At 75.9% G+C, this 24255-nt stretch carries 25 protein-coding genes and 1 pseudogene; 12 read left to right on the forward strand and 14 right to left on the reverse strand.

Going from position 1 to position 24255, the window contains the following annotated elements:
- Positions 1 to 81: 81 nt before the first annotated feature.
- Positions 82 to 1035 (reverse strand): SCO1860 family LAETG-anchored protein, encoded by a 954-nt coding sequence (locus K353_RS08080; RefSeq protein WP_111552893.1) that lies wholly within the window; start codon positions 1033 to 1035, stop codon positions 82 to 84.
- A gap of 499 nt (positions 1036 to 1534) precedes the next feature.
- Between K353_RS08080 and K353_RS35410 the strand changes: the two are divergent.
- Positions 1535 to 1786, forward strand: a pseudogene (locus tag K353_RS35410) (WhiB family transcriptional regulator); the annotation flags it as partial.
- 57 nt (positions 1787 to 1843) lie between these two features.
- Here K353_RS35410 and K353_RS08090 read toward each other — a convergent pair.
- Together K353_RS08090 and K353_RS08095 are read right to left on the reverse strand one after the other, a co-directional pair.
- Positions 1844 to 2521 carry a uracil-DNA glycosylase gene (locus K353_RS08090; protein WP_111552895.1) on the reverse strand — a complete coding sequence of 226 codons (678 nt, stop codon included), beginning with the start codon at positions 2519 to 2521 and terminating at the stop codon, positions 1844 to 1846.
- A 132-nt stretch (positions 2522 to 2653) separates the two neighbouring features.
- Positions 2654 to 3739, reverse strand: a complete 1086-nt coding sequence (locus tag K353_RS08095) for an amidohydrolase family protein (protein ID WP_111552896.1) — start codon at positions 3737 to 3739, stop codon at positions 2654 to 2656.
- A 151-nt stretch (positions 3740 to 3890) separates the two neighbouring features.
- Here K353_RS08095 and K353_RS08100 point away from each other — a divergent pair, with 151 nt between their 5' ends.
- The gene (locus K353_RS08100) at positions 3891 to 4970 is read left to right on the forward strand and encodes an alanine--glyoxylate aminotransferase family protein (protein ID WP_111552897.1); all 1080 of its coding nucleotides are present in this window, start codon (positions 3891 to 3893) and stop codon (positions 4968 to 4970) included.
- Positions 4971 to 4977: 7 nt separating this feature from the next.
- On the opposite strand, the gene K353_RS08105 is transcribed toward K353_RS08100, so the two are convergent.
- Positions 4978 to 5697 carry an SMI1/KNR4 family protein gene (locus K353_RS08105; protein WP_111552898.1) on the reverse strand — a complete coding sequence of 240 codons (720 nt, stop codon included), beginning with the start codon at positions 5695 to 5697 and terminating at the stop codon, positions 4978 to 4980.
- 150 nt (positions 5698 to 5847) lie between these two features.
- On the opposite strand from K353_RS08105, the gene K353_RS36480 reads away from it, so the two are divergent.
- Positions 5848 to 7449: a TauD/TfdA family dioxygenase gene (locus K353_RS36480; protein ID WP_111552899.1), complete on the forward strand. Its 1602-nt coding sequence runs from the start codon at positions 5848 to 5850 to the stop codon at positions 7447 to 7449.
- Between the two features lie 118 nt (positions 7450 to 7567).
- On the opposite strand, the gene K353_RS08115 is transcribed toward K353_RS36480, so the two are convergent.
- From K353_RS08115 to K353_RS08130, 4 genes are all read right to left on the reverse strand, one after another.
- Entirely contained in the window at positions 7568 to 7975 is a 408-nt protein-coding gene (locus K353_RS08115) for a RidA family protein (protein ID WP_111552900.1), read from the reverse strand.
- Between the two features lie 51 nt (positions 7976 to 8026).
- Positions 8027 to 8371, reverse strand: coding sequence for a type II toxin-antitoxin system PemK/MazF family toxin (locus K353_RS08120; RefSeq protein ID WP_233533443.1), 345 nt, complete (start codon positions 8369 to 8371; stop codon positions 8027 to 8029).
- The gene (locus K353_RS08125; protein WP_233533444.1) at positions 8368 to 8628 is read right to left on the reverse strand and encodes a hypothetical protein; all 261 of its coding nucleotides are present in this window, start codon (positions 8626 to 8628) and stop codon (positions 8368 to 8370) included. Before K353_RS08125 ends, K353_RS08120 begins: the two co-directional genes overlap by 4 nt.
- 222 nt (positions 8629 to 8850) lie before the next feature.
- The gene (locus tag K353_RS08130) at positions 8851 to 9618 is read right to left on the reverse strand and encodes a GntR family transcriptional regulator (RefSeq protein WP_111552902.1); all 768 of its coding nucleotides are present in this window, start codon (positions 9616 to 9618) and stop codon (positions 8851 to 8853) included.
- A gap of 290 nt (positions 9619 to 9908) precedes the next feature.
- Here K353_RS08130 and K353_RS08135 point away from each other — a divergent pair, with 290 nt between their 5' ends.
- The 7 genes from K353_RS08135 to K353_RS08165 all read left to right on the forward strand — a co-directional run bounded on the left by K353_RS08135 (position 9909) and on the right by K353_RS08165 (position 15771).
- Positions 9909 to 11084: an ABC transporter substrate-binding protein gene (locus K353_RS08135; protein ID WP_111552903.1), complete on the forward strand. Its 1176-nt coding sequence runs from the start codon at positions 9909 to 9911 to the stop codon at positions 11082 to 11084.
- Between the two features lie 8 nt (positions 11085 to 11092).
- Complete coding sequence (locus K353_RS08140; protein ID WP_111552904.1) at positions 11093 to 12052, forward strand: ABC transporter permease subunit; 960 nt, start codon at positions 11093 to 11095, stop codon at positions 12050 to 12052.
- On the forward strand, positions 12040 to 12867 hold the full coding sequence (locus tag K353_RS08145; protein WP_199528037.1) for an ABC transporter permease: 828 nt from the start codon (positions 12040 to 12042) through the stop codon (positions 12865 to 12867). The genes K353_RS08140 and K353_RS08145 overlap by 13 nt, the downstream gene beginning before the upstream one ends.
- A 22-nt stretch (positions 12868 to 12889) precedes the next feature.
- Entirely contained in the window at positions 12890 to 13984 is a 1095-nt protein-coding gene (locus K353_RS08150) for an ABC transporter ATP-binding protein (protein ID WP_111552905.1), read from the forward strand.
- Positions 13985 to 14153: 169 nt separating this feature from the next.
- Positions 14154 to 14816 carry an HAD family phosphatase gene (locus tag K353_RS08155; protein ID WP_111552906.1) on the forward strand — a complete coding sequence of 221 codons (663 nt, stop codon included), beginning with the start codon at positions 14154 to 14156 and terminating at the stop codon, positions 14814 to 14816.
- Positions 14816 to 15139 (forward strand): multidrug efflux SMR transporter, encoded by a 324-nt coding sequence (locus K353_RS08160; RefSeq protein ID WP_111552907.1) that lies wholly within the window; start codon positions 14816 to 14818, stop codon positions 15137 to 15139. Before K353_RS08155 ends, K353_RS08160 begins: the two co-directional genes overlap by 1 nt.
- A 53-nt stretch (positions 15140 to 15192) precedes the next feature.
- The gene (locus tag K353_RS08165) at positions 15193 to 15771 is read left to right on the forward strand and encodes a DUF6584 family protein (protein ID WP_111552908.1); all 579 of its coding nucleotides are present in this window, start codon (positions 15193 to 15195) and stop codon (positions 15769 to 15771) included.
- A gap of 10 nt (positions 15772 to 15781) precedes the next feature.
- Here K353_RS08165 and K353_RS08170 read toward each other — a convergent pair whose 3' ends face one another.
- The 5 genes from K353_RS08170 to K353_RS08190 form a co-directional block, all read right to left on the reverse strand.
- Entirely contained in the window at positions 15782 to 17032 is a 1251-nt protein-coding gene (locus K353_RS08170; RefSeq protein WP_111552909.1) for a glycoside hydrolase family 3 N-terminal domain-containing protein, read from the reverse strand.
- A gap of 136 nt (positions 17033 to 17168) precedes the next feature.
- Complete coding sequence (locus K353_RS08175) at positions 17169 to 17852, reverse strand: phosphonatase-like hydrolase (RefSeq protein ID WP_111552910.1); 684 nt, start codon at positions 17850 to 17852, stop codon at positions 17169 to 17171.
- Positions 17853 to 17929: 77 nt separating this feature from the next.
- Positions 17930 to 19051: a TIGR03364 family FAD-dependent oxidoreductase gene (locus K353_RS08180; protein ID WP_111552911.1), complete on the reverse strand. Its 1122-nt coding sequence runs from the start codon at positions 19049 to 19051 to the stop codon at positions 17930 to 17932.
- A 170-nt stretch (positions 19052 to 19221) separates the two neighbouring features.
- Entirely contained in the window at positions 19222 to 19734 is a 513-nt protein-coding gene (locus K353_RS08185) for a pyridoxamine 5'-phosphate oxidase family protein (protein WP_111552912.1), read from the reverse strand.
- 226 nt (positions 19735 to 19960) lie between these two features.
- Positions 19961 to 20599: a phosphatase PAP2 family protein gene (locus K353_RS08190; RefSeq protein ID WP_111552913.1), complete on the reverse strand. Its 639-nt coding sequence runs from the start codon at positions 20597 to 20599 to the stop codon at positions 19961 to 19963.
- Positions 20600 to 21039: 440 nt separating this feature from the next.
- Here K353_RS08190 and K353_RS08195 point away from each other — a divergent pair, with 440 nt between their 5' ends.
- Positions 21040 to 22437, forward strand: a complete 1398-nt coding sequence (locus K353_RS08195; protein ID WP_111552914.1) for a GAF domain-containing protein — start codon at positions 21040 to 21042, stop codon at positions 22435 to 22437.
- Here K353_RS08195 and K353_RS08200 read toward each other — a convergent pair.
- A complete protein-coding gene (locus K353_RS08200) occupies positions 22356 to 22856 on the reverse strand; it encodes an SsgA family sporulation/cell division regulator (RefSeq protein ID WP_111552915.1) in 501 nt (166 codons plus the stop codon). The two genes, K353_RS08195 and K353_RS08200, sit on opposite strands and share 82 nt — an antisense overlap.
- Positions 22857 to 23159: 303 nt before the next feature.
- Between K353_RS08200 and K353_RS33740 the strand changes: the two genes are divergently transcribed.
- Positions 23160 to 24146: a hypothetical protein gene (locus K353_RS33740; RefSeq protein ID WP_146616424.1), complete on the forward strand. Its 987-nt coding sequence runs from the start codon at positions 23160 to 23162 to the stop codon at positions 24144 to 24146.
- The last annotated feature ends 109 nt before the right edge of the window (positions 24147 to 24255 follow it).

Below are 24255 nucleotides of genomic sequence, written 5' to 3' on the forward strand. Positions count from 1 at the left end.
CACACCGGTGAGACGGAAGGGGCGGAACGGACGCCCGCCCGGACGCCCGTCCCGCCCCCGACCAGCGGTGACGCGTCCGGGTCAGCGGTGCCGCGCGTGCGCCGCCCGGCGCCGCCGCGTCATCCACACCGCGGCGGCACCGGCCACCAGCAGCGTCCCGCCGCCCGCGGCCAGCACCGTGCTGCCCGAGGAGCCGGTGTACGCCAGCTCCTCCTTCGCCGCCTCGGGCACCGCGCGGTTCTGCGCGGACGCCGGGGCCGCGGGCGCCTTCGACGGCGAGGCCGCGGGCGAGGAGGCCGCCGCGGCCGGGACGACCGCCGCCACCGGCTTCCGGCAGGACACCGAGGCGACCGTCACGGTGCCGTTCACCTTGGCCACGTTCAGGTTCAGCGGGTTCAGCGCGACCTTCACCTCCAGCGCGGCGGCCGCCGCCGTGCTGCCGGTCACGGTCTTCTTGGCGAACTCGACGTCCACCGAGCCGATCGCCGGAACGTCCACGTGCGTCGGCGAGTTGAGGCCCACCGTCACCGACTTCCCCAGCACCGTGAGCCGGGCCGGCGCGACGACGTCCGCGGTCGGCTGCCCGTCCACCGGGCAGTTCGCCTCGGCGCTCATCGCCTCCAGCCCGAGCAGCGTGGTCAGCGGCAGGCCCGGCACGTGCAGGTCGGCGTTGACCAGCTGCACGGACGCCGCGGCCAGCCGGTCGTCCGCCCTGGTGACCGACTTGCCCACCTCCGCCTTCACCAGTGTCACCGGCCGCCCGCCGTCCACCCCGTCCACCTTCGCGGTCAGCACCGCGCCGTCCCGCCGGGCCGGCGACTCCACCCGGTTGAGCGCCACGTCCACCGGCACGTTCACCGTGTTCACCAGGGTGACGTCCAGGTCGAGTCGGGCCGTGACCGCGCTGGCCTTCCCGGGCTCGGCGGGGGTGCGCCCGGCATCGGCGGCGAAGGCCGCCGGGGACGGCAGCGCGACCGCGACCGCGAGCGCGGTCGCCGCGAGGGCCGAGGCGGCGACCGAACGCAGAACAGACATGGCAGGAACCCCCACACGTGGTGAACGGAAGAGCGCGTCCGCGACCTCACCCGGCGCACCGCACGGGGAGGGGACTCGCGCTCTCGGCTGCCGTCAGTCTCTTCGAACAGTGCGTCACTCCAGCAACACAGAACGTCATTTCACTCCTTCGGGTGAGGTTGACGCTCCGAGCTGACCGTTGTCGACGCATCCGGCGCGAGTTCGTTCGCGCAAATGGCAGCCGGAATCCGGGAATTCCACATCGGCGGGCCGGAACGTGCATCAGTGCGCCGGGGCGGAGCAGAAGAGGAGCGAGTCGGGCCGCCACCGAGGAGGCCCGAACCGGCCAGCTGGAGGATGACCCATGGCAACCGCCCACAGCAGTGCCCGACCCTGGGCCTCCACCGCTTCCCGGCGGCGGAGCGGCACGACCGGCCGGACGACCGCGCGCCTCCGGCACTGGGCCGCGGAACAGCCGGCGCCGGAGCGGCCCGCGGAGCAGGAGCAGCCCGGCGCCGAGGACTGGCGCCACCGCGCCGCGTGCGCGCAGGAGGACCCGGAGCTGTTCTTCCCGGTCGGGACCGGCGGCTCCGCCCTGCGGCAGACCGAGCGGGCCAAGACCGTGTGCCACGGCTGCCCCGTGCTGAAGCAGTGCCTGAGCTGGGCGCTGGAGTCCGGCCAGGAGTACGGCGTCTGGGGCGGCACCGGCGAGGAGGAGCGCCGCGCCATGAAGCGCCGCGCCGCCCGGGAGCGGACCCGCGGCGCGCACTGACCTCCGCGGCCCCGGACTCCCCGTACCGCTCGGGGAGTCCGGGGTCCGGCGTTCAGGTCAGGGCAGCCGCCAGTCGACGGGCTGCCCGCCCTGGCGGACCAGCAGGTCGTTGGCCCGGCTGAACGGCCGGGAGCCGAAGAAGCCGCTGTTCGCCGAGTAGGGGCTGGGGTGCGGCGATTCGATGCTGGGGACCTGGCCGAGCCAGGGGCGCAGCTCGCGGGCGTCCCGGCCCCACAGGATCGCGACCAGCGGGCCGCCGCGGGCGGCGAGCGCCCTGATGGCCTGTTCGGTGACGGCCTCCCAGCCCTTGCCCCGGTGGCCGTTGGTCTTGCGGGCCTGGGTGGTGAGGGCCCGGTTGAGCAGCAGGACGCCCTGGTCCGCCCACGGGGTGAGGTCGCCGTTGGAGGGCGCCGGGAGGCCGAGGTCCTGGCTGTACTCCTGGTAGATGTTGACCAGGCTGGCCGGCACCGGCCGGACCTCGGGCGCGACGGAGAAGCTGAGGCCGACGGCGTGCCCGGGGGTGGGGTACGGGTCCTGCCCGACGATCAGCACCCGGACGTCCGCGAACGGCTGCTGGAAGGCCCGCAGGACCTGCGGACCGGGCGGCAGGTAGGAGCGGCCGGCCGCGATCTCGGCGCGCAGGAAGTCCCCCATCGCGGCGACCTGTCCGGCGACCGGCGCGAGGGCCTGGGCCCAGCCGGGTTCAACGACTTCGTGCAAGGGTCGAGCAGCCATGACGGCAGCCTATCGGCCGGACCGACAACCGGAGTTCACGAGGGCCCGCCCGCCGGCCGCCGGGACCGGGACCGGGGCGACCAGGGCCGGAGCGGGGCCGGCGGGCCGGCGGGCCGGGCACGGACGCGGGGCTCACACCGGTTTCCCGTTGAGCACCACGTGCGCGGGCGCGGCCAGGACCCGCAGGTCGGCGCGCGGGTCGGCCGGGTAGAGGACGAGGTCGGCGGGGGCGCCCTCGGTGAGGCCGGGGCGGCCGAGCCAGGCGCGGGCGGACCAGGTGGTGGCGGCGAGCGCCTCGACGGGGGTGAGGCCGGCGCGGGTGAGTTCCCCCGCCTCCTCGGCGACCAGGCCGTGGGCGAGCGAGCCGCCCGCGTCGGTGCCGACGTAGATCGGGATGCCGGCGTCGTGCGCGGCGCCGACGGTGTCGTAGCGGCGGGCGTGCAGGCGGCGCATGTGGGCGGACCAGGCCGGGAACTTGGCCTCGCCGCCGTCGGCGAGCTTCGGGAAGGTGGCGATGTTGACCAGGGTGGGGACGATGGCGACGCCGCGTTCGGCGAAGGCCGGGATCAGGTCCTCGGTGAGGCCGGTGGCGTGTTCGACGCAGTCGATGCCGGCGGCGAGCAGGTCGGGCAGCGAGTCGGTGGCGAAGCAGTGCGCGGTGACCCGGGCGCCCTCGGCGTGGGCGGCGGCGATCGCCTCGGTGAGGGCGTCGCCGGGCCAGCAGGCGGCGAGGTCGCCGACGCCGCGGTCGATCCAGTCGCCGACGAGCTTGACCCAGCCGTCGCCGCGCCGGGCCTCGGCGGCCACGTACGCGGCGAGGTCGCCGGGTTCGATCTCGTGGGCGTAGTTGCGGATGTAGCGGCGGGTGCGGGCGATGTGCCGGCCGGCCCGGATGATCTTCGGGAGGTCGTCGCGGTCGTCGATCCAGCGGGTGTCGGCGGCGGAGCCCGCGTCGCGGATCAGCAGGGTGCCGGCGTCCCGGTCGGTGCGGGCCTGCCGCTCGCTGGTGTCGCGGTCGACGGCGCCGTGCGCGTCCAGGCCGACGTGGCAGTGGGCGTCGACCAGTCCGGGCAGCGCCCAGCCGGTGAGGGTGGCGGTGGGCTCGGCGGCGGGGCGCTCGAAGGTCACCCGCCCGTCCACGGCCCAGAGTTCGTCCCGGACGTCCTCCGGGCCGATCAGTACCCGGCCCTTGATGTGCAGCACCGTGCGGTCCGTCATGCCCGGCACTGTACTCGGCGTGCCCGGCGGCACCCGGCGCGCCCGGCGCCGGTCGCGGGCTGGCGGCCGATCTGCGGCAGACTGGTCGGCGGCGACCCCACGTCCCCGGCCCGCCCCGGCGGCCCTCCGCTGCACCGAAAGGCTCCCCCGCATGCTGCTCGACCTTCCCCCGCTGACCGCCGCCCGGTTCGCCGCGATCGAGGACGGGGTGGCGGCGCTGCTGCGCACCGGCAACGACGTGATCGTCACCCAGGGCGAGGCGCTGCTGCCGCTGGAGGCGGCGATCAAGGGCGCGGCGCACCCGGGTTCGACCGCGCTGAACGTCGTCACCGGCCCGTACGGGCAGACCTTCGGCGGCTGGCTGCGCGCCGCCGGGGCGAAGGTGGTCGACCTGGTGGTGCCGTTCGACGAGGCGGTGAGCGCCGAGCGGGTCGCGGAGGTGCTGGCCGAGCACCCGGAGATCGACTTCGTGTCGCTGGTGCACGCCGAGGCGGCGACCGGCAACACCAACCCGGTCGCGGAGGTCGCCGAGGCGGTGCGGCGGCACGGGGCGCTGCTGATGCTGGACGCGGTGGCCTCGGTGGCCGCCGAGCCGCTGCTCACCGACGAGTGGGGCGTCGACCTGTGCGTGATCGGCGGGCAGAAGGCGATGGGCGGCCCGGCGGGCGTCTCGGCGGTGTCGGTGAGCGAGCGGGCCTGGCAGCGGATCGCCGCGAACCCGGCCGCGCCGCGCCGCTCCTACCTCTCGCTGCTGGACTGGAAGGAGCGCTGGACGGACGCCGGTCGTACCCAACTTCCGCACGCTCCGGCCCAGTTGGAGATGCTGGCGCTGGAGGAGTGCCTGGCCGCGATCGAGGCCGAGACACTGGACGCGGTGATCGCCCGGCACCGCGCCGCGGCGGCCGCCACCCGTGCGGGCGCCCTCGCCCTGGGCACCGTCGCCCCGTACGTGCGGCGCGCCGAGCACGCCGCCCCGGTCGCCACCACGCTGCGCACCGCGCTGGGCGCGAGCGCGGCCGACCTGGCGGCCGAAGTCCAGCGCCGCGCCCCGCAGTTGCCCGTGCAGGCGGGCGGTGCGCTGGCCGCCACCATGCTGCGGCTCAACCACTACGGCCCGGCGGCCAACCCGGAGACCGTGATCGCCACCCTGGAGCTACTCGCCGAGGCCACCGGCGCCCCGGCCGCGGCGGCGGTCGCGGCGGCCACCGAGGCGTGGGAGCAGGCGATCTGACGCATCGTCAGTGGTCGAGCCAGGAGACCGGCAGCTTCTCGCACAGCGCGTCGAGCGCCTCCTGGCTGACCGCCCGCATCGCCAGCCAGGAGCCGCCCTGCACCACCAGCAGGCCCTCCGGGCGGGCGAAGAACCGGGTGTCGACGCCGGGCTCGTGCAGGCGCGGCAGCTCGGTCCAGTCGGCGAGGCCGGCCGGGTCGACCTCGCCCGCGTCCACGTACGCGGCCTCGTCGAGCAGCGGCTCGGTGAGGACGACGGCCAGGCACTCGGTGGAGAACCGGGCGGTCCAGGGGGTGATCTCCAGCGGCACAGACGGGGCGGCGTCCGGCCAGCCGACGGTGGGCGGGTCGTCCTGGCCGAGGGCGGCGAGCGGGATGCCCCAGTAGGCGCAGGACTGGTTCTCCACCCGGTGGACCAGGCAGCCGCGGTCGACGTACAGCTCCGCGGGCGGCAGCAGGGTGTCGTGGTTGCCGGTGAGGTCGGGCCGGTCGCCGATCAGCCGGTGCGCCTCGCGCAGGGCGGCGGGCAGGCGCAGGCCCAACCGGGTCTCGGCGGCGTCGAGTTCGGCGTCGATCGCGGCCCCGGTTCCGGCGTCGATCCCGGCCCCGGTTCCGGCCCCGGGGCGCAGCGGGGCGCCCCAGAAGGCGGCGATCTCGGCGATCAGCCGCCAGGCGGCGGTGCGGTCGGCAAGAGCGGCGGGCAGGTCGCGGGCGAGGTCGAGCGTCATGCCCGGCAGGGTAGCCCCCGGCGGTGACAGGGTTCGGCCGCCGGTGGTCCGCCGTTCACCGGGCGGGCGGGTGGCGTACGCCCGCGGGGACTTGGCTGGGCAGCCCGCGAAGTTGGCTGTACAACTTTCAGTTCACCTGGAGGCTGCCCGATGTCCGTGCCCCACCCGTACTGGCTGCGCGACAACTGCCCGTGCACCGCCTGCCGAGACCCGCGCGGCGGGCAGAAGCTGTTCCAGGTCGGCGACCTGCCGGACGACCTGGCCGCCGCCGAGGCGGTCGAGGACGCCGCCGGTCTGACGGTGCTGTGGTCCGACGGCCACCGCTCGCACTACCCGGCCGGGTGGGACGCGCCCGCCGGCCCCGACGAGCGCACCGAGCACGCCAAGCGGCTGTGGGAGGCGGCCGACTTCGCCCGCGGCCTGCCCGAGGCCGACTGGGCCGGGTACCTGGCCGACCCGGAGGAGCGGATCGCCGTGCTGGCCGCCGTCCGCCGCTCCGGCTTCGCGCTGCTGCGCGGCGTCCCGGTCGAGGAGGGCCGGGTACTGGCCGTGGCACGGAGTTTCGGCTACGTCCGGGAGACCAACTACGGCGAGCTGTTCGACGTCCGGGTCGAGCCCGACCCGGCGAACCTGGCCTTCACCGGCGCCGCCATCGCCCCGCACACCGACAACCCCTACCGGGACCCGGTGCCCACCCTGCAACTGCTGCACTGCCTGCGCAACGACGCCGAGGGCGGCGACTCCGGCCTGGTCGACGGCTTCCGCGCCGCCGCGCTGCTGCGGGACGAGGACCCGGCCGCGTTCGCGCTGCTCACCCGCACGCCGGTGCCGTTCCGCTACCGCGACCGGGGCACCGAACTCTCCGCCGAGCGGCCGCTGATCGGACTCGACCCGCGCGGCGCGATCCGCGAGGTCCGCTTCAACAACCGCTCCACCGGGACGCTGCGCGGCCTGGCCCCCGCCGAACTGGACGCCTTCTACACCGCCTACCGCCGCTTCGCCGCGATCACCCTGCGCCCGGAGCTGCGCCTGGACTTCCGGCTCGCCCCCGGTGACTGCCTGCTCCTCGACAACACCCGCCTGCTGCACGCCCGCACCGCCTTCGCCACCGGCGAGGGCGACGGCACCGGCGAAGGTACCGGCCACCGCCACCTCCAGGGCTGCTACGCCGACCTCGACGCGCTCTCCTCCACCCTCGCCGTGCTGCGCCGGAACACCGCCGCCCTGGACGGACTGGAGGCCCTGTTCGAGGGCGAGGGCGCCGCCGAGTACCTCGGCGAGGCCGTCACCCTGGCCACGCACATGCTCCAGGCCGCCGCCCTGGCCCGCGCCGCCGGCGCCCCGCCCGCGCTGGTGGCCGCCGCCCTGCTGCACGACATCGGCCACTTCCGGGGCAGCGGGCTGGAGTTGATGGCCGGCACCGACAACCGCCACGGCGCGACCGCCGCCGCCCGGCTCGCCCCGTACTTCCCGCCCGCCGTCACCGAGCCGGTCCGCCTGCACGTCGACGCCAAGCGCTACCTGTGCGCCACCGAGCCCGGCTACGCCGCCCGCCTCTCCCCCGCCTCCGTCCACACCCTGGCCCTCCAGGGCGGCCCGATGCCCCCGGCCGAGGCCGCCGCCTTCGCCGCCCACCCCCGCCACGCCGACGCCGTCGCCGTCCGCCGCTGGGACGAGGCCGCTAAGGACCCGGCCGCCGAGACCCCCGCCTTCGCCGAATTCCGGCCGCTGCTAATGGAGTTGATGCGCTGACCGCAGACGAGGGCCCGCTCGGACCGGACCTTCCGGCCGGAGAAGCCGCGCTCGGCGCCGGAGCCGTCCGCGCCCGTCCGGCCGAGCGGCGCCCGGTCGTCGTGGCGGCACCCGGCCGTCAGCCCGGGAGCGCCGCCGTCAGGTCGATCTCGACCAGTTGGCCGGTGTAGCCGAGGGCGGTGACGCCGAGCAGGGTGGAGGCGGTGGTGAGGGCCGGGGCGAGCGGGGAGGCGGTCAGCCGGTCCCAGGCTCCGGCGAGGACCTCGCTGCGGTCGCTGACCACGTAGATCACCGAGCGCACCACCCGCTCGGGCCCGACGCCGATCGCGGCCAGCGCCGTCATCGAGTTGGCCACCACCTGGTCGATCTGGACGTCCAGGCTCCCCGCGCCGACCAGCTTCTCCTCGCCGTCCAGCGGGCACTGCCCGGCCAGGTGCGCGGTGCGCCCGGCCTCCACCACGGTGATGTGCGCGTAGCCGGAGGTGGGGTGGAGTTCCGCCGGGTCGATGCGCGTGATGTCAGTCATCCGGCGATTGTCATCCCCTGCGGTCTCGGCCGCACCCGCATTTCCGTCGGCTCAGGAACCGAGCCCGATCACCCGGCGGACGGCCCGTTCCACGGCGGCCAGTTCCCCGATGTCCAACCGCCCCCTCCGGGACCGCAGCGAGGACTTGGCCACCGTGTGCAGGCTCGTGCAGTCCACGTGGGACTCGGCGTACTTCATGAGGCCGCTGTCAGCCCCCAGTGCCACCCTGGTCTCCGGTGGCCCCGAGGTTCCGGTGATCAGTGCGACCGTCACGGCGGACAGTGGTTGCGCGATGCGGTTGGCCGTCAGTACGACCACCGGATGAATGCCGATCCGGCCCGGAAGCTTCGCGCAGATCCATACCTCGCCCCGCAGTGCCTCCAGGCGCGCCGTCACCACCGGCCCTCGGCGATACCGCGCTCGATCTCGGCGTCGGCCTCCGCCAGTTCCTCCGGTGTCAGCTCCTCGACCCCTTCGGGCAGGGGAGCGGGGCGCCCCCGGTAGTAGGCTCGAATGCTTTCGGCAGCCTGGATCTCATCGGCTTCGACGGCCAATCGGCGCAGTCCTTCGCGCAGGACGTCCGCAGTCGTCTCCAGTCCGAGAACCGCCGCCACCCGCTGCAAGGTCTCCTCATCGCCCGGCTGCAGCCGCATCTGAGCCACGGCCCTGGGTGCGCCGGCACTCGCCCTCCGCGCGTTGGGCCCGGCCGCCGTCCGAGCGGGACTCCTCGCCGCACGGGTCGTCCCCACAGGTGTCGCACGCTTCGCGGTCGCCATGATCATCACCCCTCGCACTCCCCGGCCACGACGTATGACAACTGTATGCCACCTCGCCCCTGCGGGCGAGCGCCGGAGCCCACGCGCCGATGCAGGTGCTCAGTCGTCGTCGCGGGCGTGCCGGGAGAGGGCGGAGGAGGCCAGCGAGTTGTGGATGGAGAAGGCGACGGTGCCGGGCAGGTAGCGGTCCTGGGACCACTCGACGGGGGTGCCGGTGGGGTCGGTGGTGCGGCGCTTCTCGCGCAGCAGCGGGCTGCCGCGGCGGCAGGTGAGGAGGCGGGCGTCGTCGGCGTTGGCGGCGACCACGTCGATGGTGTGGTCGGCGTCGGTGAACAGGATGCCGTGCTCGCGCAGGGGTTCGGTGTGCGAGACGACGTCGGGCGGGAGCTGGGCGACCAGTTCGCCGACCAGGGGCGGGTAGACGGTGCGCTCGACCATGACGGGGACGCCGGAGAGGGTGCGCAGCCGGAGCGTCACGTAGACCTCGGCGCCGGGGTCGAGGCGGAGCTGTTCGCGTTCGGCGGCGTCGGCGGGGCGGCGGATCAGCGATTCGAGCCGGCCGCCGGGCTCCTCGCCCATTGAGCGGGCCCAGTGGGTGAAGGAGAGCAGTTCGGAGAAGGACTGGACCCGGGCGGTGCCGAGGACGACCCGGCGGGTGCCGCGGCGGGAGGTGACCAGTCCGTCGGCGCGCAGCATGGCGAGGGCCTGGCGGACGGTGCCGCGGGAGACGCCGTACTGCTCGGCGAGGGCGCCCTCCGCCGGCAGGCGTCCGGCTTCGCCGAACGAGCCGGAGGTGATCGCTTCGCGCAGGTCGGCGGCCACCTTGCGGTAGAGCGAGCCGGCGGCGCGGTCCTGGTCGAGTGCCACGTGCGTCGAGTTCCCTTGGCTGGTACGGAGGTTGGGCCGTGTGCTGCGCGTGACCGCGCGTACACCACTGACTGTAGCCCGTGCGGCCGGAGCGGCCCGACCCGGGCGCGACCGTTCCCGCAGCCGACCCCCGTCCTGGGCCGTCCGTTCACCTTCCCGTCACCGGCTTCGGGCGTACTTGCTTCCGGCGAAGGAAGTTGGCTGGCCAACTTGACCGGACAACCGGACCCGCCGCGCACCGCGCACCCCTCGTGATCTCTGCAGCTCCCCTTCCTCCAGGAGACCCTCCCGTGACCGTGCACCGCCACCGCGCCGCCGCCCTCGCGGCCGTGCTGACCGCTGCCGCGCTCTCCCTCTCCGCCTGCGGCTCCGCCGGCTCGTCCGCCACGTCCGGCGAGGCCGCCAAGGCCGGCGGCGGCACGGTGAACGCGAAGACCGCGACCTCGCTGGCCGACTTCGGCGGCATGGACGGCCTGGTGGCCGCCGCGAAGAAGGAGGGCAAGCTGCACGTCATCACCCTCCCGCGCGACTGGGCCAACTACGGCAAGCTGATGGACGACTTCAAGGCGAAGTACGGCATCGAGATCGAGGACGAGAACCCGGACGGCTCCAGCCAGGACGAGATCAACGCGATCAAGTCCCGCAAGGGCCAGGACCGCGCCCCGGACACCGTCGACCTCGGCTCGGCCTTCGCCCTGTCCGCCGCCAAGGAGGGCATCCTCGCCCCCTACAAGGTGGCCGGCTTCGACAAGATCCCCGCCACCATGAAGGACCCGAACGGCCTCCAGGTCAACGACTACGGCGGCTACGTCTCGATCGGCTGCGACGCCAAGAAGGTCGCCGTCTGCCCGAAGACCTTCGCCGACCTGCTCAAGCCGGAGTACAAGGGCCAGGTCGCGCTGAACGGCAACCCGACCAAGTCCGGTTCGGCGTTCGGCGGCGTGTACGCGGCCGCGCTGGCCAACGGCGGCTCGCTGGACAACGTCCAGCCCGGCATCGACTTCTTCGCCAAGCTGAAGCAGTCCGGCAACTTCAACCCGGTCGAGTCCACCCCGGCCACCATCGAGAAGGGCGAGACCCCGATCTCGATCGACTGGTCGTACCTGAACGCCGGCTACACCGACGAGTTCAAGACCAAGGGCATCGACTGGCAGGTGGCCGTGCCCGGTGACGGCTCCTACGCCCAGTACTACAGCCAGGCCATCAACAAGGACGCCCCGCACCCGGCGGCGGCCCGCCTGTGGATCGAGTACCTGTACTCGGCCGAGGGCCAGAACGGCTTCCTCGGCGGCTACGCCACCCCGGCGCTGTTCGACGCGATGAAGGCGGACGGCACCCTGGACACCGCCGCCGCGGCCAAGCTGCCGGTCGTCGAGAAGCCCTTCACCACCTTCCCCACCCCGGAGCAGGTCGACGCGGCCAAGAAGGTCGTGACCGACAACTGGGCCAAGGCCATCGCGGGCTGATCACCGACATGACCACGGCTCCCACCCCGGTGCCGACCCCGGCCGCCGCTGACCCCAGCGGCGGCCCGGGGGCTCCCGGCGCCGCCACCGCTCCCCCCACCCCGCCGCCCGTCCGGCGCCGCCCGCTGCGCGGCGGCTCCTGGCTGGCCACCGTGCCGCTGCTGGCCTTCTTCCTGGTCGGCTTCGGCCTGCCCGCCGTCGCCATCGTCACCGGGGCGTTCACCCTCTCCAGCGACGCGGAGAGCGGCGCCGGCTCGTTCACCACCGCCAACCTGACCGACTCGGTGCAGGGCGCGTACTGGACGGCGCTGGTCTCCAGCGTGAAGCTGTCCGCGCTGACCGCGCTGATCGGCACCGTGCTCGGCGTCCCGATCGCCCAGGCCGTGCTGACCTCGCGGTTCCGGCTGCTGCGCGAGGCGGTGCTGACCGCCTCCGGCGTGCTCGCCAACTTCGGCGGCCTGCCGCTGGCGTTCGCCTTCGTCGCCACCCTGGGCAACGCGGGCGAACTGACCAAGCTGTTCCACCTGACCGACCACGGCTGGTCGCTGTACAGCTTCACCGGCCTGACCGTCACCTACCTGTACTTCCTGGTGCCGCTGATGGTGCTCACCATCACCCCCGCGCTGGAGGGCCTGCGGGTGCAGTGGCGCGAGGCCGCCCAGAACAACCGGGCCACCGCCCTCCAGTACTGGCGGCACGTCGCGCTGCCGATCCTGTTCCCCTCGCTGCTCGGCGGCTTCGTGCTGCTGTTCGGCTCGGCGTTCGCCGCGTACGCCACCGCCGCCGCGATGGTCGGCGCGACCGTCCCGCTGATCAGCCGCCAGATCGCCGACGCGCTCTCCGGCAACGTGCTGGTCGGCCAGGGCAACCTGGCGCTGGCGCTCAGCCTGGACATGATCGTCGTGGCCGTCCTGGTGATGGCCGTCTACCTGCCCCTCCAGCGCCGGAGTGCCCGATGGCTCAGCTGATCTCCCGCCTGCGGGTCTGGCGCGGCGCGGTCCTGCTGCTGGCCGGCCTGTACTTCGCGGTCCCGCTGGCCGCCTCGGTCTGGTTCTCGATCGACGACACCGACGGGATCTCCTTCGAGGCGTACACCGGCCTGCTCTCCGCCCCCGGCTTCACCGACAGCCTGGTGCTCACCCTGGAGCTGGCCGCCGTCACCGTCGTGGTGCTGCTGCTCCTGCTGGTGCCCGCGATGATCGCGGTCCGGCTCGGCTCGCCCCGGCTGCGCCCGGTGCTCGAAGTGGTCTGCACCCTGCCGCTGGTGGTGCCGCCGGTCGCGCTGACCGCCGGCCTGATCGGCGTGCTGCGCTGGGGCCCGGACCACCTGATGGACACGCCGCTCTTCCAGACCTTCGTGTTCGTCCAGCGGCCGGAGTTCCCGCTCGTCCTGGTCATCGCGTACGTGCTGATGGCGCTGCCGCTCGCCTACCGCGCCCTGGACTCCGGGCTGCGCGCCGTGGACGTGCGCACCCTGGTCGAGGCCGCCCGCAACTGCGGCGCGGGCTGGCCGCGGGCCGTCCTCTCGGTGATCGTGCCGAACCTGCGCGGCGCGCTGCTGAACGCCGCCTTCCTCACCCTGGCCCTGGTCCTGGGCGAGTTCACCACCGCCTCGATCCTCGGCTACCAGCCCTTCGCGGTGTGGATCTACTCGGTCGGCAACAGCCGGGGCCAGATGTCCGTCGCGGTGTCCGTGCTCAGCCTGCTGATCACCTGGGTGCTGCTGCTCCTGCTGGCCGCCGCCGGCCGCGAGCGCCGCCACCAGACCGCCGCCACTTCCTGACCGCTCCCGGAGACCGCCACCCATGAGCACCGCCACCGCCCCCCTCGCCCAGGACGCCGCCACCGGCGGCGCCACCGTCGAATTCCGTTCGCTGCGGCGGACGTTCGGCACCACCACCGCCCTGGACGGCCTCGACCTGACGGTCCGCCCGGGCGAACTGCTCGCCCTGCTCGGCCCGTCCGGCTGCGGCAAGACCACCGCGCTGCGCGTCCTCGCCGGGTTCGAGACCCACGACTCCGGCGAGGTGCTGGTCGACGGCGAGGACATCACCCGCATCCCCGCCCACCGGCGCGACGCCGGCATGGTGTTCCAGTCCTACAGCCTCTTCCCGCACCTGACCGCCGCCGACAACGTCGCCTTCGGGCTGCGGATGCGCGGCGTCGGCAAGGCCGAACGGCAGCGCCGCGCCCAGGAGTTGCTGGAACTCGTCGGTCTCCCGCAGCGCGCCGCGCACTACCCGCACCAGATGTCCGGCGGCCAGCAGCAGCGCATCGCGCTGGCCCGCGCGCTCGCCCTCCAGCCGCGCGTCCTGCTGCTGGACGAGCCGCTCTCCGCGCTCGACGCCAAGGTCCGGCTCACGCTGCGCGAGGAGATCCGCCGCCTCCAGCAGGAGCTGGGCATCACCACCCTGTTCGTCACCCACGACCAGGAGGAGGCCCTCTCGATGGCCGACCGGGTCGCCGTCCTGCGCGCCGGGCGCCTCGAACAGTGCGCCACCCCTTCGGAGTTGTACTCCCGGCCGGCCACCGCGTTCGTCGCCGAGTTCGTCGGCACCATGAGCCGCGTCCCGTGCTCGCGCACCGCCGACGGCGAGGTCGAGGTGCTCGGCCGCCGCCACCCCGTGGACGGCGCCCTGCCCGCCGACGGCGAACTGCACGTCCTGGTCCGCCCGGAGGACGTCGCCCTCGCCCCCGCCGAGGACGGCACCGCCCTGGTGGTCGCCGCCTCCTTCCTGGGCGCCGTCACCCGCCTCACCGTGCGCCTGGCCGACGGCACCGAGATCAAGTCCGACCTCCCCACCGGGACGGCCGCCACCCTGCCGCTCGGCACCCGCGCCGCCCTCACCCTCCCCGACCGCCCCGTCCTGGTCGACCGCGCCCCGGCCGCCCGGCCCTGACCCCCGGGCTCCCGCGCCCCGACACCGCCCGGGGCGCGGGGCACCGCGCGGAGCGGACGGCCACCGGTCGGGGACCGCCGCCCCGCCGCCCCGCCTGCCCCGTACACCTCGCGCGCCCTGCCCGCCCCGCACGCCCCGCGCGCCCGAAACCACCCCGTAAGGTACCGCCATGCCTGCACCCCGCCCCGCCGCCGTCCTGTTCGACATGGACGGCACCCTGGTCGACACCGAGCACCTGTGGTGGCAGGCCGCGGCCGAACTCGCCGCCGAGCTGGACCTGGCCCTCACCGACGCCGACCTCCCGGACGTCCTCGGCCGGGCCGTCGAGCACACCGCCGCCCACCTGCACCGCAGCAGCCGCACCTCCCGCCCGGAGGCCGACCTGGTGGCGCACCTGAACGACTCCTTCGCCGCCAAGGTCGGGGCCGAGGTCGTCCCCCGCCCCGGCGCCCTCGCGCTGCTCGCCGCGCTGCGCGACGCGGACGTCCCGACCGCCCTGGTCTCGGCGTCCCCGCGCCGGGTGGTCGACCTGGTGCTGCGCGCCATCGGCCCGCACTGGTTCAGCACCACCCTCGCCGCCGAGGACACCCCCCGCACCAAGCCCGCCCCCGACCCGTACCTGGCCGCCGCCGCCCGGCTGGGCCTGGCCCCGGCCGTCTGCGTCGCCGTCGAGGACACCCCGACCGGCGTGGCCTCCGCCCGCGCCGCGGGCTGCCCGGTGCTGGCGGTGCCGTCCGCCGTCCCGATCCCCGCCGCGCCGGGCACCACCGTGCTGGACAGCCTGGCCGACGCCGACCTCCCGCTCCTCGCCGCGCTCTCCCCCGCCCGCTGATGCCGCCGTACCTGCTGCTCGCCCTGGCGATCACCAGCGAGGTCTGCGCCACCAGCCTGCTCAAGCTCACCGACGGCTTCTCCCGGCTGTGGCCCAGCCTGGCCGTCGCGGTCGGCTACGTGCTCTCCTTCGCCCTGCTCGGCCGGGCCCTCAAGCACATACCCGTCTCGGTCGCGTACGCGGTCTGGTCGGGCGCGGGCACCGCCGCCGTCGCGGCGATCGGCGCGTGCTTCTTCGGCGAGGCGCTGGGCCGCCTCCAGTGGTGCGGCCTCGCCCTGGTGATCGCCGGCGTGGTGCTGCTCAACCTCCGGACCACGCACTGACCTGCCCGAATCCGGTTGACCGCAGCCGGGGCGGGCCAGCAGGATCCGGGGCCATGAGCGTCGAATCCACCCTGGTCAGGGCCGAGGCCGACCTGCGGGAAGGCCGCGAGCGGCTGGCCCGCCGCCGACTGCACGGCCTGCTGTCGAACGACCCGACCGACCTGGCGGCCCGCCGCCGCCTCGCCGACGCGTACCGGCGGACCGGGCAGCTGGACGAGTGCGGACGCTGGAACTACCTGGACGAGGAGCTGTCCGGCCTCGAACTGGCCGCCTTCGAACGGCGCTTCCGCGACCCGGCCCGCCGCCTGGCCGTGCTGCGCTGGCCCGACCCGGCGCGCCGCCCGCCGTCGACCCCGACCGCCCGCCGCCGCCTGGCCGCCCTGTACCGGGCGGCCACCGGCACCGCCCCCGACTGGCCGGAGCACCGGGAGGACGCCGCGGCCCCGGCGCCCGCGACCGTCGGCCCGCCGGCCCCCGCGCGGGTCGCGCCGGTCGGCCGCCGGCCCGCCCGGCGGCAGCACGCCGAGGCCGACCTGCGCCCCCGACGGCCCGCGCACGTGGCCGCGTTCCACCTCACCCTGGTGCTCGTCGCCGTGGCGGCGGTGCCGCTGGTGCTGGTGCTGGTGCTCTGACGGCCGTCCGCTACTTGAGCGTGCCGCGCAGTGCGTCGACCCGCTGGGCGGAGGCGGTGAAGTCCTTCCGGTCGAGCTGTCCCGAGGCCAGCGCCGCGGCCAGCGCCGCGGCCGCCGCGTCGCCCTGGGCGACGTCCCGGCCGGAGCAGAGCAGCAGGTCGACGCCCGCGCGGGCGACGGCGAGGGCGCGCTGCTGGGTGCCGCCGACCGGGTCGAGGGCCTTGGCCTCGATCGCGTCGGTGACGGTGACGCCCTGGTAGTGCAGGCGGGTGCGGAGCTCGTCGCGGACGATCGTGCCGGACATCCCGGCGGGGGTGCCGGGGTCGAGGGCCGGGTAGACCGCCCAGGAGAACATCACCAGCTGGACGCCGGCGGCGATCGCGTCCCGGTAGGGGCGTTCGTCGACGGTGCGCAGCTGGTCGAGGGAGGTGTCCAGGGTGACGGGCCGCTCGTCGGTGTTGGCCCCGGCGGGGGCGCTGCCGAGGCCGGGGAAGTGCTTGGCGGTGGCGGCCACCCCGGCGCCCTGCTGGGCCTTGAGGAAGGCGGAGCCGAGCCTGCCGACGGTGGCCGGGTCGGTGCTGTAGGAGCGCTGCGCGGAGTCGGCGAAGTCGCCGGGGGTGCGGTAGACGTCCAGCACCGGCGCGAGGTTGAGGTTGAGGCCGAAGGCGGTGAGCGCGGCGGCGGCCTCGTCGCCGGTGCGGGTGGCGGCGGCCGTCGGGTCGGCGGAGCGGCCGACGTCCTTGGCGGACTGCGCGGGCCCGCCGGGCACCCGCCGGACCACGCCGCCCTCCTGGTCGGTCATCAGCAGCAGCGGGCGCGGGCTCGGGCTCTGCTGCTCGGCCTCCCGTAGCCGGTTGACGGCGGTGCGCAGCGCGTCGCCGCCGCTGCCGACGTTCTCGGCGAAGAAGATCACCCCGGCGACCCGGCCCTCGCGCACCCGCTGGAGCAGCGTGTCGGGGACGGTGGTGCCGGGGTACGAGTAGACGATCCGCTGCCCGGCGAGCTGCGCGTCGCTCGGGCCGGTGGCCGGCGCGGCGCTGGACCGGGTGGGCGTGGGGGTGGGGCTGGGGGTCGGCGTCGGGGAGGGCGTCGGGCTGGGGCTCGGGCCGGCGGGCGGGCTGCTCCCGGCGGACGGGGTGCCGCCGGTCGCCGTCCCGGCGCTGCCGGACGGGGCGCCGCCGCCGCTGCCCGAGGAGCCGCAGCCGGTGAGCAGCGCCAGTCCGAGGGTGAGCACTCCGAGCGAACGCAGTGACCGCAACATGCCATCAGATAACCACGCAAAAGCCGCGCGGACCAGTACCGCCCGGCCCCGGGGCGTCGTCGGGGCCGGACGGCGGCGGCGGGGTGAGCCCCCGTCAGCGGGTGACCGTCAGCGGGCGGCCCTCGGCGAGCGGTCCTCAGCGGGCGGCCAGCAGGGCGGGCAGTTCGGCGACCGAGGCGAGCACGTGGGTGGCGCCGTCGGCGCGCAGCCGGTCCGCGTCGTGCGCGCCGGTGAGCACGCCGGCCACCACCGAGGCGCCGGCCCGGCTGCCGGTGAGCATGTCGTAGCCGGTATCGCCGGCCACCGCGACCTGCCGGACCGAGTCGGTGCGGGTGCGCAGCAGCGCGGTGAGGGCCAGGTCGGGGTAGGGGCGGCCGCGGCCGGCGTCGGCGGGGCAGAGCGTCAGGTCGGCGACGTCCTGCCAGCCGAGCGCGGCCAGGATGCGGTCCTGGGTGGTGCGGGCGAAGCCGGTGGTGAGCGCCACCTTCCGCCCCTGTCCCCGCAGTTCGGCGATGGCCTCGGCGGCGCCGGGCAGCGCCTCGCAGCGGCCCTGGTCGACCAGGCCCTCGTAGGCGGCCTCGAAGGCCAGGTTGGCGCCCTGGGCCCGGTCCTCGTCGCCGAACAGGTGCCGGAAGACGGAGATCTTCGACTCCCCCATGGTGGCCCGGACGTGCGCCAGCATCGCGGCGTGCTCGGGGCTCCCGGTCTCGACCCCCTGGGTGCGGGCGGCGGCGGCGAACGCCAGCTCCACCAGGCCGTCGTCGGCGACGGTGGTGCCCGCCATGTCGAGCACCACCAGGGTCACATCGTGCGCGTTCATGTCCAACCTTCTTGTCACGCAGGTACGTTGACGTCGGTGCCGGGGCCCTCCGGGCCCCGGGTGGGCGGGCCGCGGGCTCAGAGGCCCGCGGCGTCCGCGGTGGTCTCGGCGATCGCCGGGGAGCAGGTCATGCCGCGCCCGCCGGGGCCGGTGACCAGCCAGGCGGTGTCGGCGAGCCGCTGGCGGTGGACCACCAGGGCGGGGTCGGTGCACTGGGCGTAGACCCCGGCCCAGCGGCGGCGGGTCCGGGGCAGCGGGCGGCCGAGCAGCTCCCCGGCGACCTCGGCGAGGTGGTCGTACGGGTCCTCGACCACGTCGAAGCCGAACGGCTGGTCGTACTCGTGGGTGTCGCCGACGGTGAGTCCGCCGTCCCGGCGCTGCACCATCAGCAGCTGCATCCGGTGCTGTTCGGCGACGGGGGGCTGCGGCTGACCGGCCCGCAGGGCGTCCAGCTCGGGCCCGGCGAAGGCGGGGTAGTAGCGGAAGGAGTCGCCGTCGGCGACCGAGGTGGTGAGCGGCTCGCCGAGCGGGTCGGTCTGCATCATCTGGAGGCGGACCCGACGCACCGGCAGGTCGGGGGCGAGTTCGCGGACCAGGCCGCCGAGCCAGGCTCCGGTGCACAGGATCACCAGGTCGCCCTCGTGCAGCTGCCCGTGGTCGTCGCGGACGGCGCGGTCGCCGACCAGGTCGCGGACCTCGCGTCCGGGCAGGAAGGTGTAGCGGCCGGTGGCCTCCAGCGCGGCGCGCAGCGCGGGCTGGGCGACGCGGGGCTCGACGGCGGCGTCCCGGGTGCAGTGCAGGCCGGCCAGGAACGCGCCGCGCAGCGCGGGGTTGAGGGCGCGGACCTGCTCCGGGTCGAGCAGCCGGTAGCCGCGGGCCCCGGCGTCGGGGAGCTTCGACGCGGCTTCGGCGACCGCGAGTTCGGCCTCGGTGCGGGCCAGGGTGAGCGAGCCGTTGGGCCGGAACCACAGGCCGGGGACGCGCTCGCCGATCCGCTCCCACAGCTCGCGGGCGCGCAGTGCGGTCTCCAGCTCCGGCCCGGCGGCCCGGCCGCTGACCCAGACCAGGCCGAAGTTGCGGACGGAGGCGCCGCGGGCCTCGGTCTCGCGTTCCAGGTGGACGACCTCGTGGCCGCGCTCGACGGCCTGCCAGGCGTGCATGGTGCCCAGCACGCCCGCTCCTACGACGATGACTCTCATGCGGACAGGCTGGGGCGTCGAGGTGGCCGCCGGGCGTCGGCCTCCCGTCAGGAGGGTGAACCGCCCGCAAGAGTTGTCCATACAACCTGGCCACCCCGGCCCGGTCCGGCGCGGCTCGACTCAGCGCGGCGCGGCGCGGCTCAGCTCGACGGAGTGCAGCACAGCGCGGCTCAGCGCAGCACCCGCGCGTGGAGGTACTCGCGCCGCCCGAACCGCGGCTCGTCCACCGCCGTCAGCTCCTCCACCTGGAAGCGGTACAGCGCGGCGGGCCCCCGCCCCGCCAGGAACTGGGCGGCCACCTCCGGGTCGGCGGCGAACGCCGGGTACCGGCTGCGGTAGGCCGTCAGCGCCGCCTCGGCCTGCCGCCCCCAGGCCTCGCTCGCGCTGCCGGTGAGCTGGATGCCGCGCAGCTGCTCGCCGTACGCGGGCGGCGGCAGGTGGACGGTGGCGGCGGCCCTGGCCTCCTCGGCCAGGTGCAGGCTGTGCCGGGTGGAGCGCTCGCTGACGAAGTACAGCACCAGGTCGGAGTCGAAGGCGTAGAAGGCCAGGTTGGCGTGCGGGCCGCGCTCGTGTCCGGCGGTGGCGAGGCTGAGCACCGTGCTGTCGGCGAGCAGGCCCTCCACCCCCTTCCCGAGCTCGTCCGCGGGCCAGTTCCCCTGGATGACGTCGAGTCGGTACGGCATGGCACGTCCCTCCGCAGAGCTGCAGGAAAAACCGAGCCGGGCGGGGGAGTCACCCCTGCCCGGCTCACATGCTCCCCCCGGGCGGCGCGGCGGCACAAGAGGCCGACCGGCCCGGATCGGCCGGGTCACCGGCACCCCGCTCCAGGGGCTCCGACCAGCCCGTTCCCGGAGCTCCGAGCGACCCGCCCGGACCGACCCGGGGCTCCGGGCGACCCGCCCGGCCCGCTCAGACCGCCCCGGCGCCCAGCACCGGCCCCAGCGGACCGGTCCGCAGCCGGTCGACCAGCGGGGCGGCGCGCCCGGCCAGCAGCGCCAGCGGGACGGCGACCAGGACGCCGAGCAGCGCGGCGGCCAGCACGTCGTGCGGGTAGTGCGCGCCGACCCAGACCCGGGAGGCGCCCATCAGCACGGCGGCCAGCAGGGCGACCCAGCCGATCCGGCGGTCGGCGTACCAGAGCGCGGCGGCGGCGGAGAACGCGGCCACCGTGTGGTTGCTGGGGAAGGACCAGTCGCCGACCGGCGCGCAGGACTCGACCACGAAGCTGCCGGGGAGCTGCCGGCACGGCCGGACCTCCTCGACCAGCGACTTGAGCACCGAGTTGACCAGGTAGGCGGCCACCACGATCAGCGGCGAGGCCAGCACCCGGGCCATCACCGCCGAGTCGGCGGCCCGGGCCCGCCACCAGGCCCAGAGCATCAGCAGCGCGAACACCGCCATGCCGTACGCCGACCAGGCCCTGGTCAGCTGCTCGAACCAGTGCGGCGCGGACTCGGCCCACCCGGTGACCCGGGTGTAGAGGCCGCCGTCGATGCCGCTGCCGTCGTAGGCGAGCAGGTCGGCAGGGAGAGGAACATTCGGGATCACAGGGACAACATGTACCAGAACGGACGCGGCGGGCGGTTCACCCACCGCTCCGGGAAGGACGGACACCTGCGGCGCGAGCTGCCCGGCACACAGCCGTGACGACCGCCGTCCGAGCCCCGCCACCGCCCTCGGCCCGGTCCCCCGCCGCGTCCGCGCTCTGCTCACCGACCGCACCCCCACCCGTTCCCGCCGCGCCCGCGCGCACCCTCGCGGCCCCCACCCTGGCCGACCGCCTCGCCGCCGCCACCGCCGAAACCGCCCGCCCCCCGTCTCGCACCCCGCCCACACCGCCCCGCGCACCCCGAACACCCCGCGCGCGGCGGCGGGGAACAGGCCAGTCTGCCGCAGCCGCCGGAGCCCGCACGACTCTTTCCGCCGCTCCGGCGTGTCCGCTCCGGCCCCCCGTAGGCTGGCAGCGGGACGGGGAGACGGGGGACGGCATGCAGCGGATCGGAGGCGGCGGCACGCCGCCCGCCCGGGCGCCCCGCCGACCGGTCCGGCTGCGGGCGCACGAGCACCCGCAGCGGCCGGAGGTCCGGCCGGAGATAGGGGACTCCTGGGCCCGGCTGCGCGGGCTCGGGCTGGACCCTGAGCGCGGGCGGGAGGTCCGGCGGCTGCGTCCCGGCGAGCTGGAGGAGGTCCGGCACGCCACCGGCCTGGAGCAGGTGCTGCCGGTGCTGCGCTCCGCCCTGTTCACGCCGGGCGAGCAGGCGCCGGTAGTGCTCGCGGTCGCCGACCCGAAGGCCCGGGTCCTGTGGCTGGAGACCGGGCGGCGGCTGCGGCGGGACGCGGAAGCGATCGGGTTCGGGCCGGGCGCGCTCTGGTCCGAGGACGAGGTCGGCACCAACGGCATCGGGCTGGCCGCCCGGACGGCCCGCCCCAGTACCGTGCACTCCGCCGAGCACTACCTGTACAGCCACCGCGGCTGGAGCTGCGTGGGCGTCCCGATCCGCGACCCGCGCACCGGCCGGCCGGCCGGGGTGGTCAACCTGAGCGGCCCGGCCACCGGCGACCACCCCTACCTGCGGCAGCTCGCGCTGACCGCCGCCCGGCTCGCCGAGACCGAGCTGCGGGCGGGCCACCTGGAGGCGCTGCACCGGCTGCGGACGGTCGCGGTGCCGCTGCTGGCCCGGTTCGGCGGCCCGGCCCTGGTGGTGGACGGCGCGGGCTGGACGGCCGCCGCGACCGGCCTGCCGGGGCCGCCCCGGCTGGCGCTGCCGCCCGGCAGCTGGGGCGTCGGCGGGGTGCACTGGGTGCCGACGCTGGGCGAGTGCGCGGTGGAGCCGCTGGCCGACGGCTGGCTGGTCCGCCCGGCCGTCCCGCGCCCGGCCGAGCTCGCCGCGCAGGCCGAGTCCGCCGTCCTCGAACTGGACCTGCGCCGCCCCGGGAGCCCCGAGCTGCGGGTGCGCGGCAGCGCGGGCGCCTGGTCGCACTCGCCGAGCCCCCGGCACGCCGAACTGCTCCTGCTGCTGGTCCTGCACCGGGACGGCCTGAGCGCCGCCCGGCTCGCCGAGGCCCTGTTCGCCGACCCGGCCCGCACCGTCACCGTCCGCGCCGAACTCTCCCGGCTGCGAAGGCACCTGGGCGCCCTGCTGGCGGCCCGGCCGTACCGGCTGAGGGCCGGCGCCGAGACCGCCGTGCTCGGCCCGGACGACCCGTACGACCTGCTGCCCGGCTCGGTCGCCCCGGCCATCCGGGAGCTGCGCGCGGACTTGGCACGCGGCGCACTGCGACTGCCGGGCCGGCCCGGCGGGGCTCAGCCGCCGGCCAGCAGCTCGGCCAACTCCTCGTCGCTGGGCAGCAGTTCGGGCGCACCGCCGTCCGGCACCACGGCGTAGCTGCGTTCCAGCCAGGATTCCACCTGCGGCCGGGACGCCTCCAGCAGGGCGCTGCCGTGCGGGGACTCCAGCGCCAGGTGCAGGGTCGCGCCGTGGCAGGGGCAGGACGCCGGCCACAGCTTGACGTCGCCCTGTCCGCTGAGCGATTCCAGGCCGTCGCGCAGCAGGTCCCGGGAGAAGACCCAGTCCGCCTCGTCGGGACGCCCCAGGTGGAAGGTCAGCCGCACCTCGTGCGGCGCGGCGGCCGCGTACCGGAACCGGGTGCGCACCTCGCCGACCAGGTCCTGGTCCAGGGCGATCCGCAGGACCAGCACCTCCTCGACCACCGCGGGGGGCGCGGCGGCCCCGTCCCGGTCGCCGCCCGTGGGGGTGGCGGCGACCGGCTGGTCGGAAGGGGCGGGCAGGGGGTCGCACGGCATGACGGTCGCTCCGAAGCGGCTGGGTACCGCACCAGCGTGCTCCGGCGCACCGCCGCTCGCAACGGTTGCAGGGGGTTGCACGGGGTGTTCCGGATGGCCTGTTCAGGCCAGACCGGTGCCACCGGCGTACGCCAACTCGCCGGTCCGCCACGGGACTCGATCCGGTCCACAGGTTTGGCCCGGGATCTGGCGGCCCGTCAGACCGCTGGTAGTCTCGTCCCTCCCGCCCCGTTCGTCCGGGCCCGTCCGGGCCGCGCACGGGCCGCGGCGTCGTGTGCGGACCTGTCAAGGAAGGGGAGCCCGGTGGCGCTCCGCGAACACCCCGGGCCCGTCCGCGCGGGCCGCTCCGGACGGCACGGCCGGCCCGGGCCCTTCGGCGGGCGGCTGCGGCTGCCCACCATCCGGTTCTCCGGCGCGGCGGTGGCGATGTCCACGGTGGTCGGGATCAGCCTGGCCACCACCTGGCTGCTGAACGAGCAGCAGCAGGTCGGCCGCCGCATCGGCGTCACCGTCGGCGGGCCGCCCGTCCCCAGCCCGGACGCCTCGCCCACCGGGAGCACCGCCCCCGCGCCGGGCAGCACCCTGCAGGCCGCCCCCGCCACCACCGGCGGCGCGAACGGCGGTGCCACCCCCGCCACCAGCCCGCGCCCGGCCGCGGCCACCGCCTCCGCCCCGCCCGTCCGCCCCGCCGACGCGCCCGCCCCCGGGCCCTCCCCCGCCGGCACCCCCGCGCCGGGTCCGTCGCCCTCGCCCGCGGCCTCCCTCTCCGCGCCGCCCGCGCCGCCCGTGACGAGCGCGACGACCGCGCCGTCCGCCCCGGCCGACCCGGGCCCCCGGCCGCCCTCGCTGGGCCCGAGCCCGTCGGCCGCCCCGTCCCGCACCCCCGCGCCGTCCGCCTCCGCCCCGCTGCCCCTCACCCTGCACGGCACCGGCCGGGCCGACGCGCTGGGCCCGGTCGGCACCCGGCACACCCTGCGGCTCGACCTCGACGAGGCGATGACGGCGCTCCAGGTCGAGTTCCGCCTCAACCGCCCGGCCGCCCTCCCCGGCACCACCCCCGCCACCGACCTCCCCGGCGCGGTCGTCACCATCGCCCTCGAACGCGACACCCTGGTCTACCGCTTCACCACCCCCGCGGACCTCCCGCTGCGCCCCGGCAGCTACACCTTCACCGTCACCGGCGCCGCGGCCGAGCCCGCTCCCGGCGCTCCCGCCACCCCGGAGACCTGGACCGCCTCCGCCTTCGCCCTCCCCACCGCCCGGGCCCTCACCGCCCGCGGCGCCTTCTGACCCCACCGGCGGGCCGCCCCGCCGGAGCCGGCCGGGGAGCCGGCCGGGGGCAGCCGGGGCCGGGAGGGGTCGCAGGCGACGACGCGCCCGCGACCCCTTCCGGCCCCGA

It is taken from the genome of Kitasatospora sp. SolWspMP-SS2h, assembly GCF_003259315.1.
In the GTDB taxonomy this organism is placed as follows: Bacteria; Actinomycetota; Actinomycetes; order Streptomycetales; family Streptomycetaceae; genus Kitasatospora; species Kitasatospora fiedleri.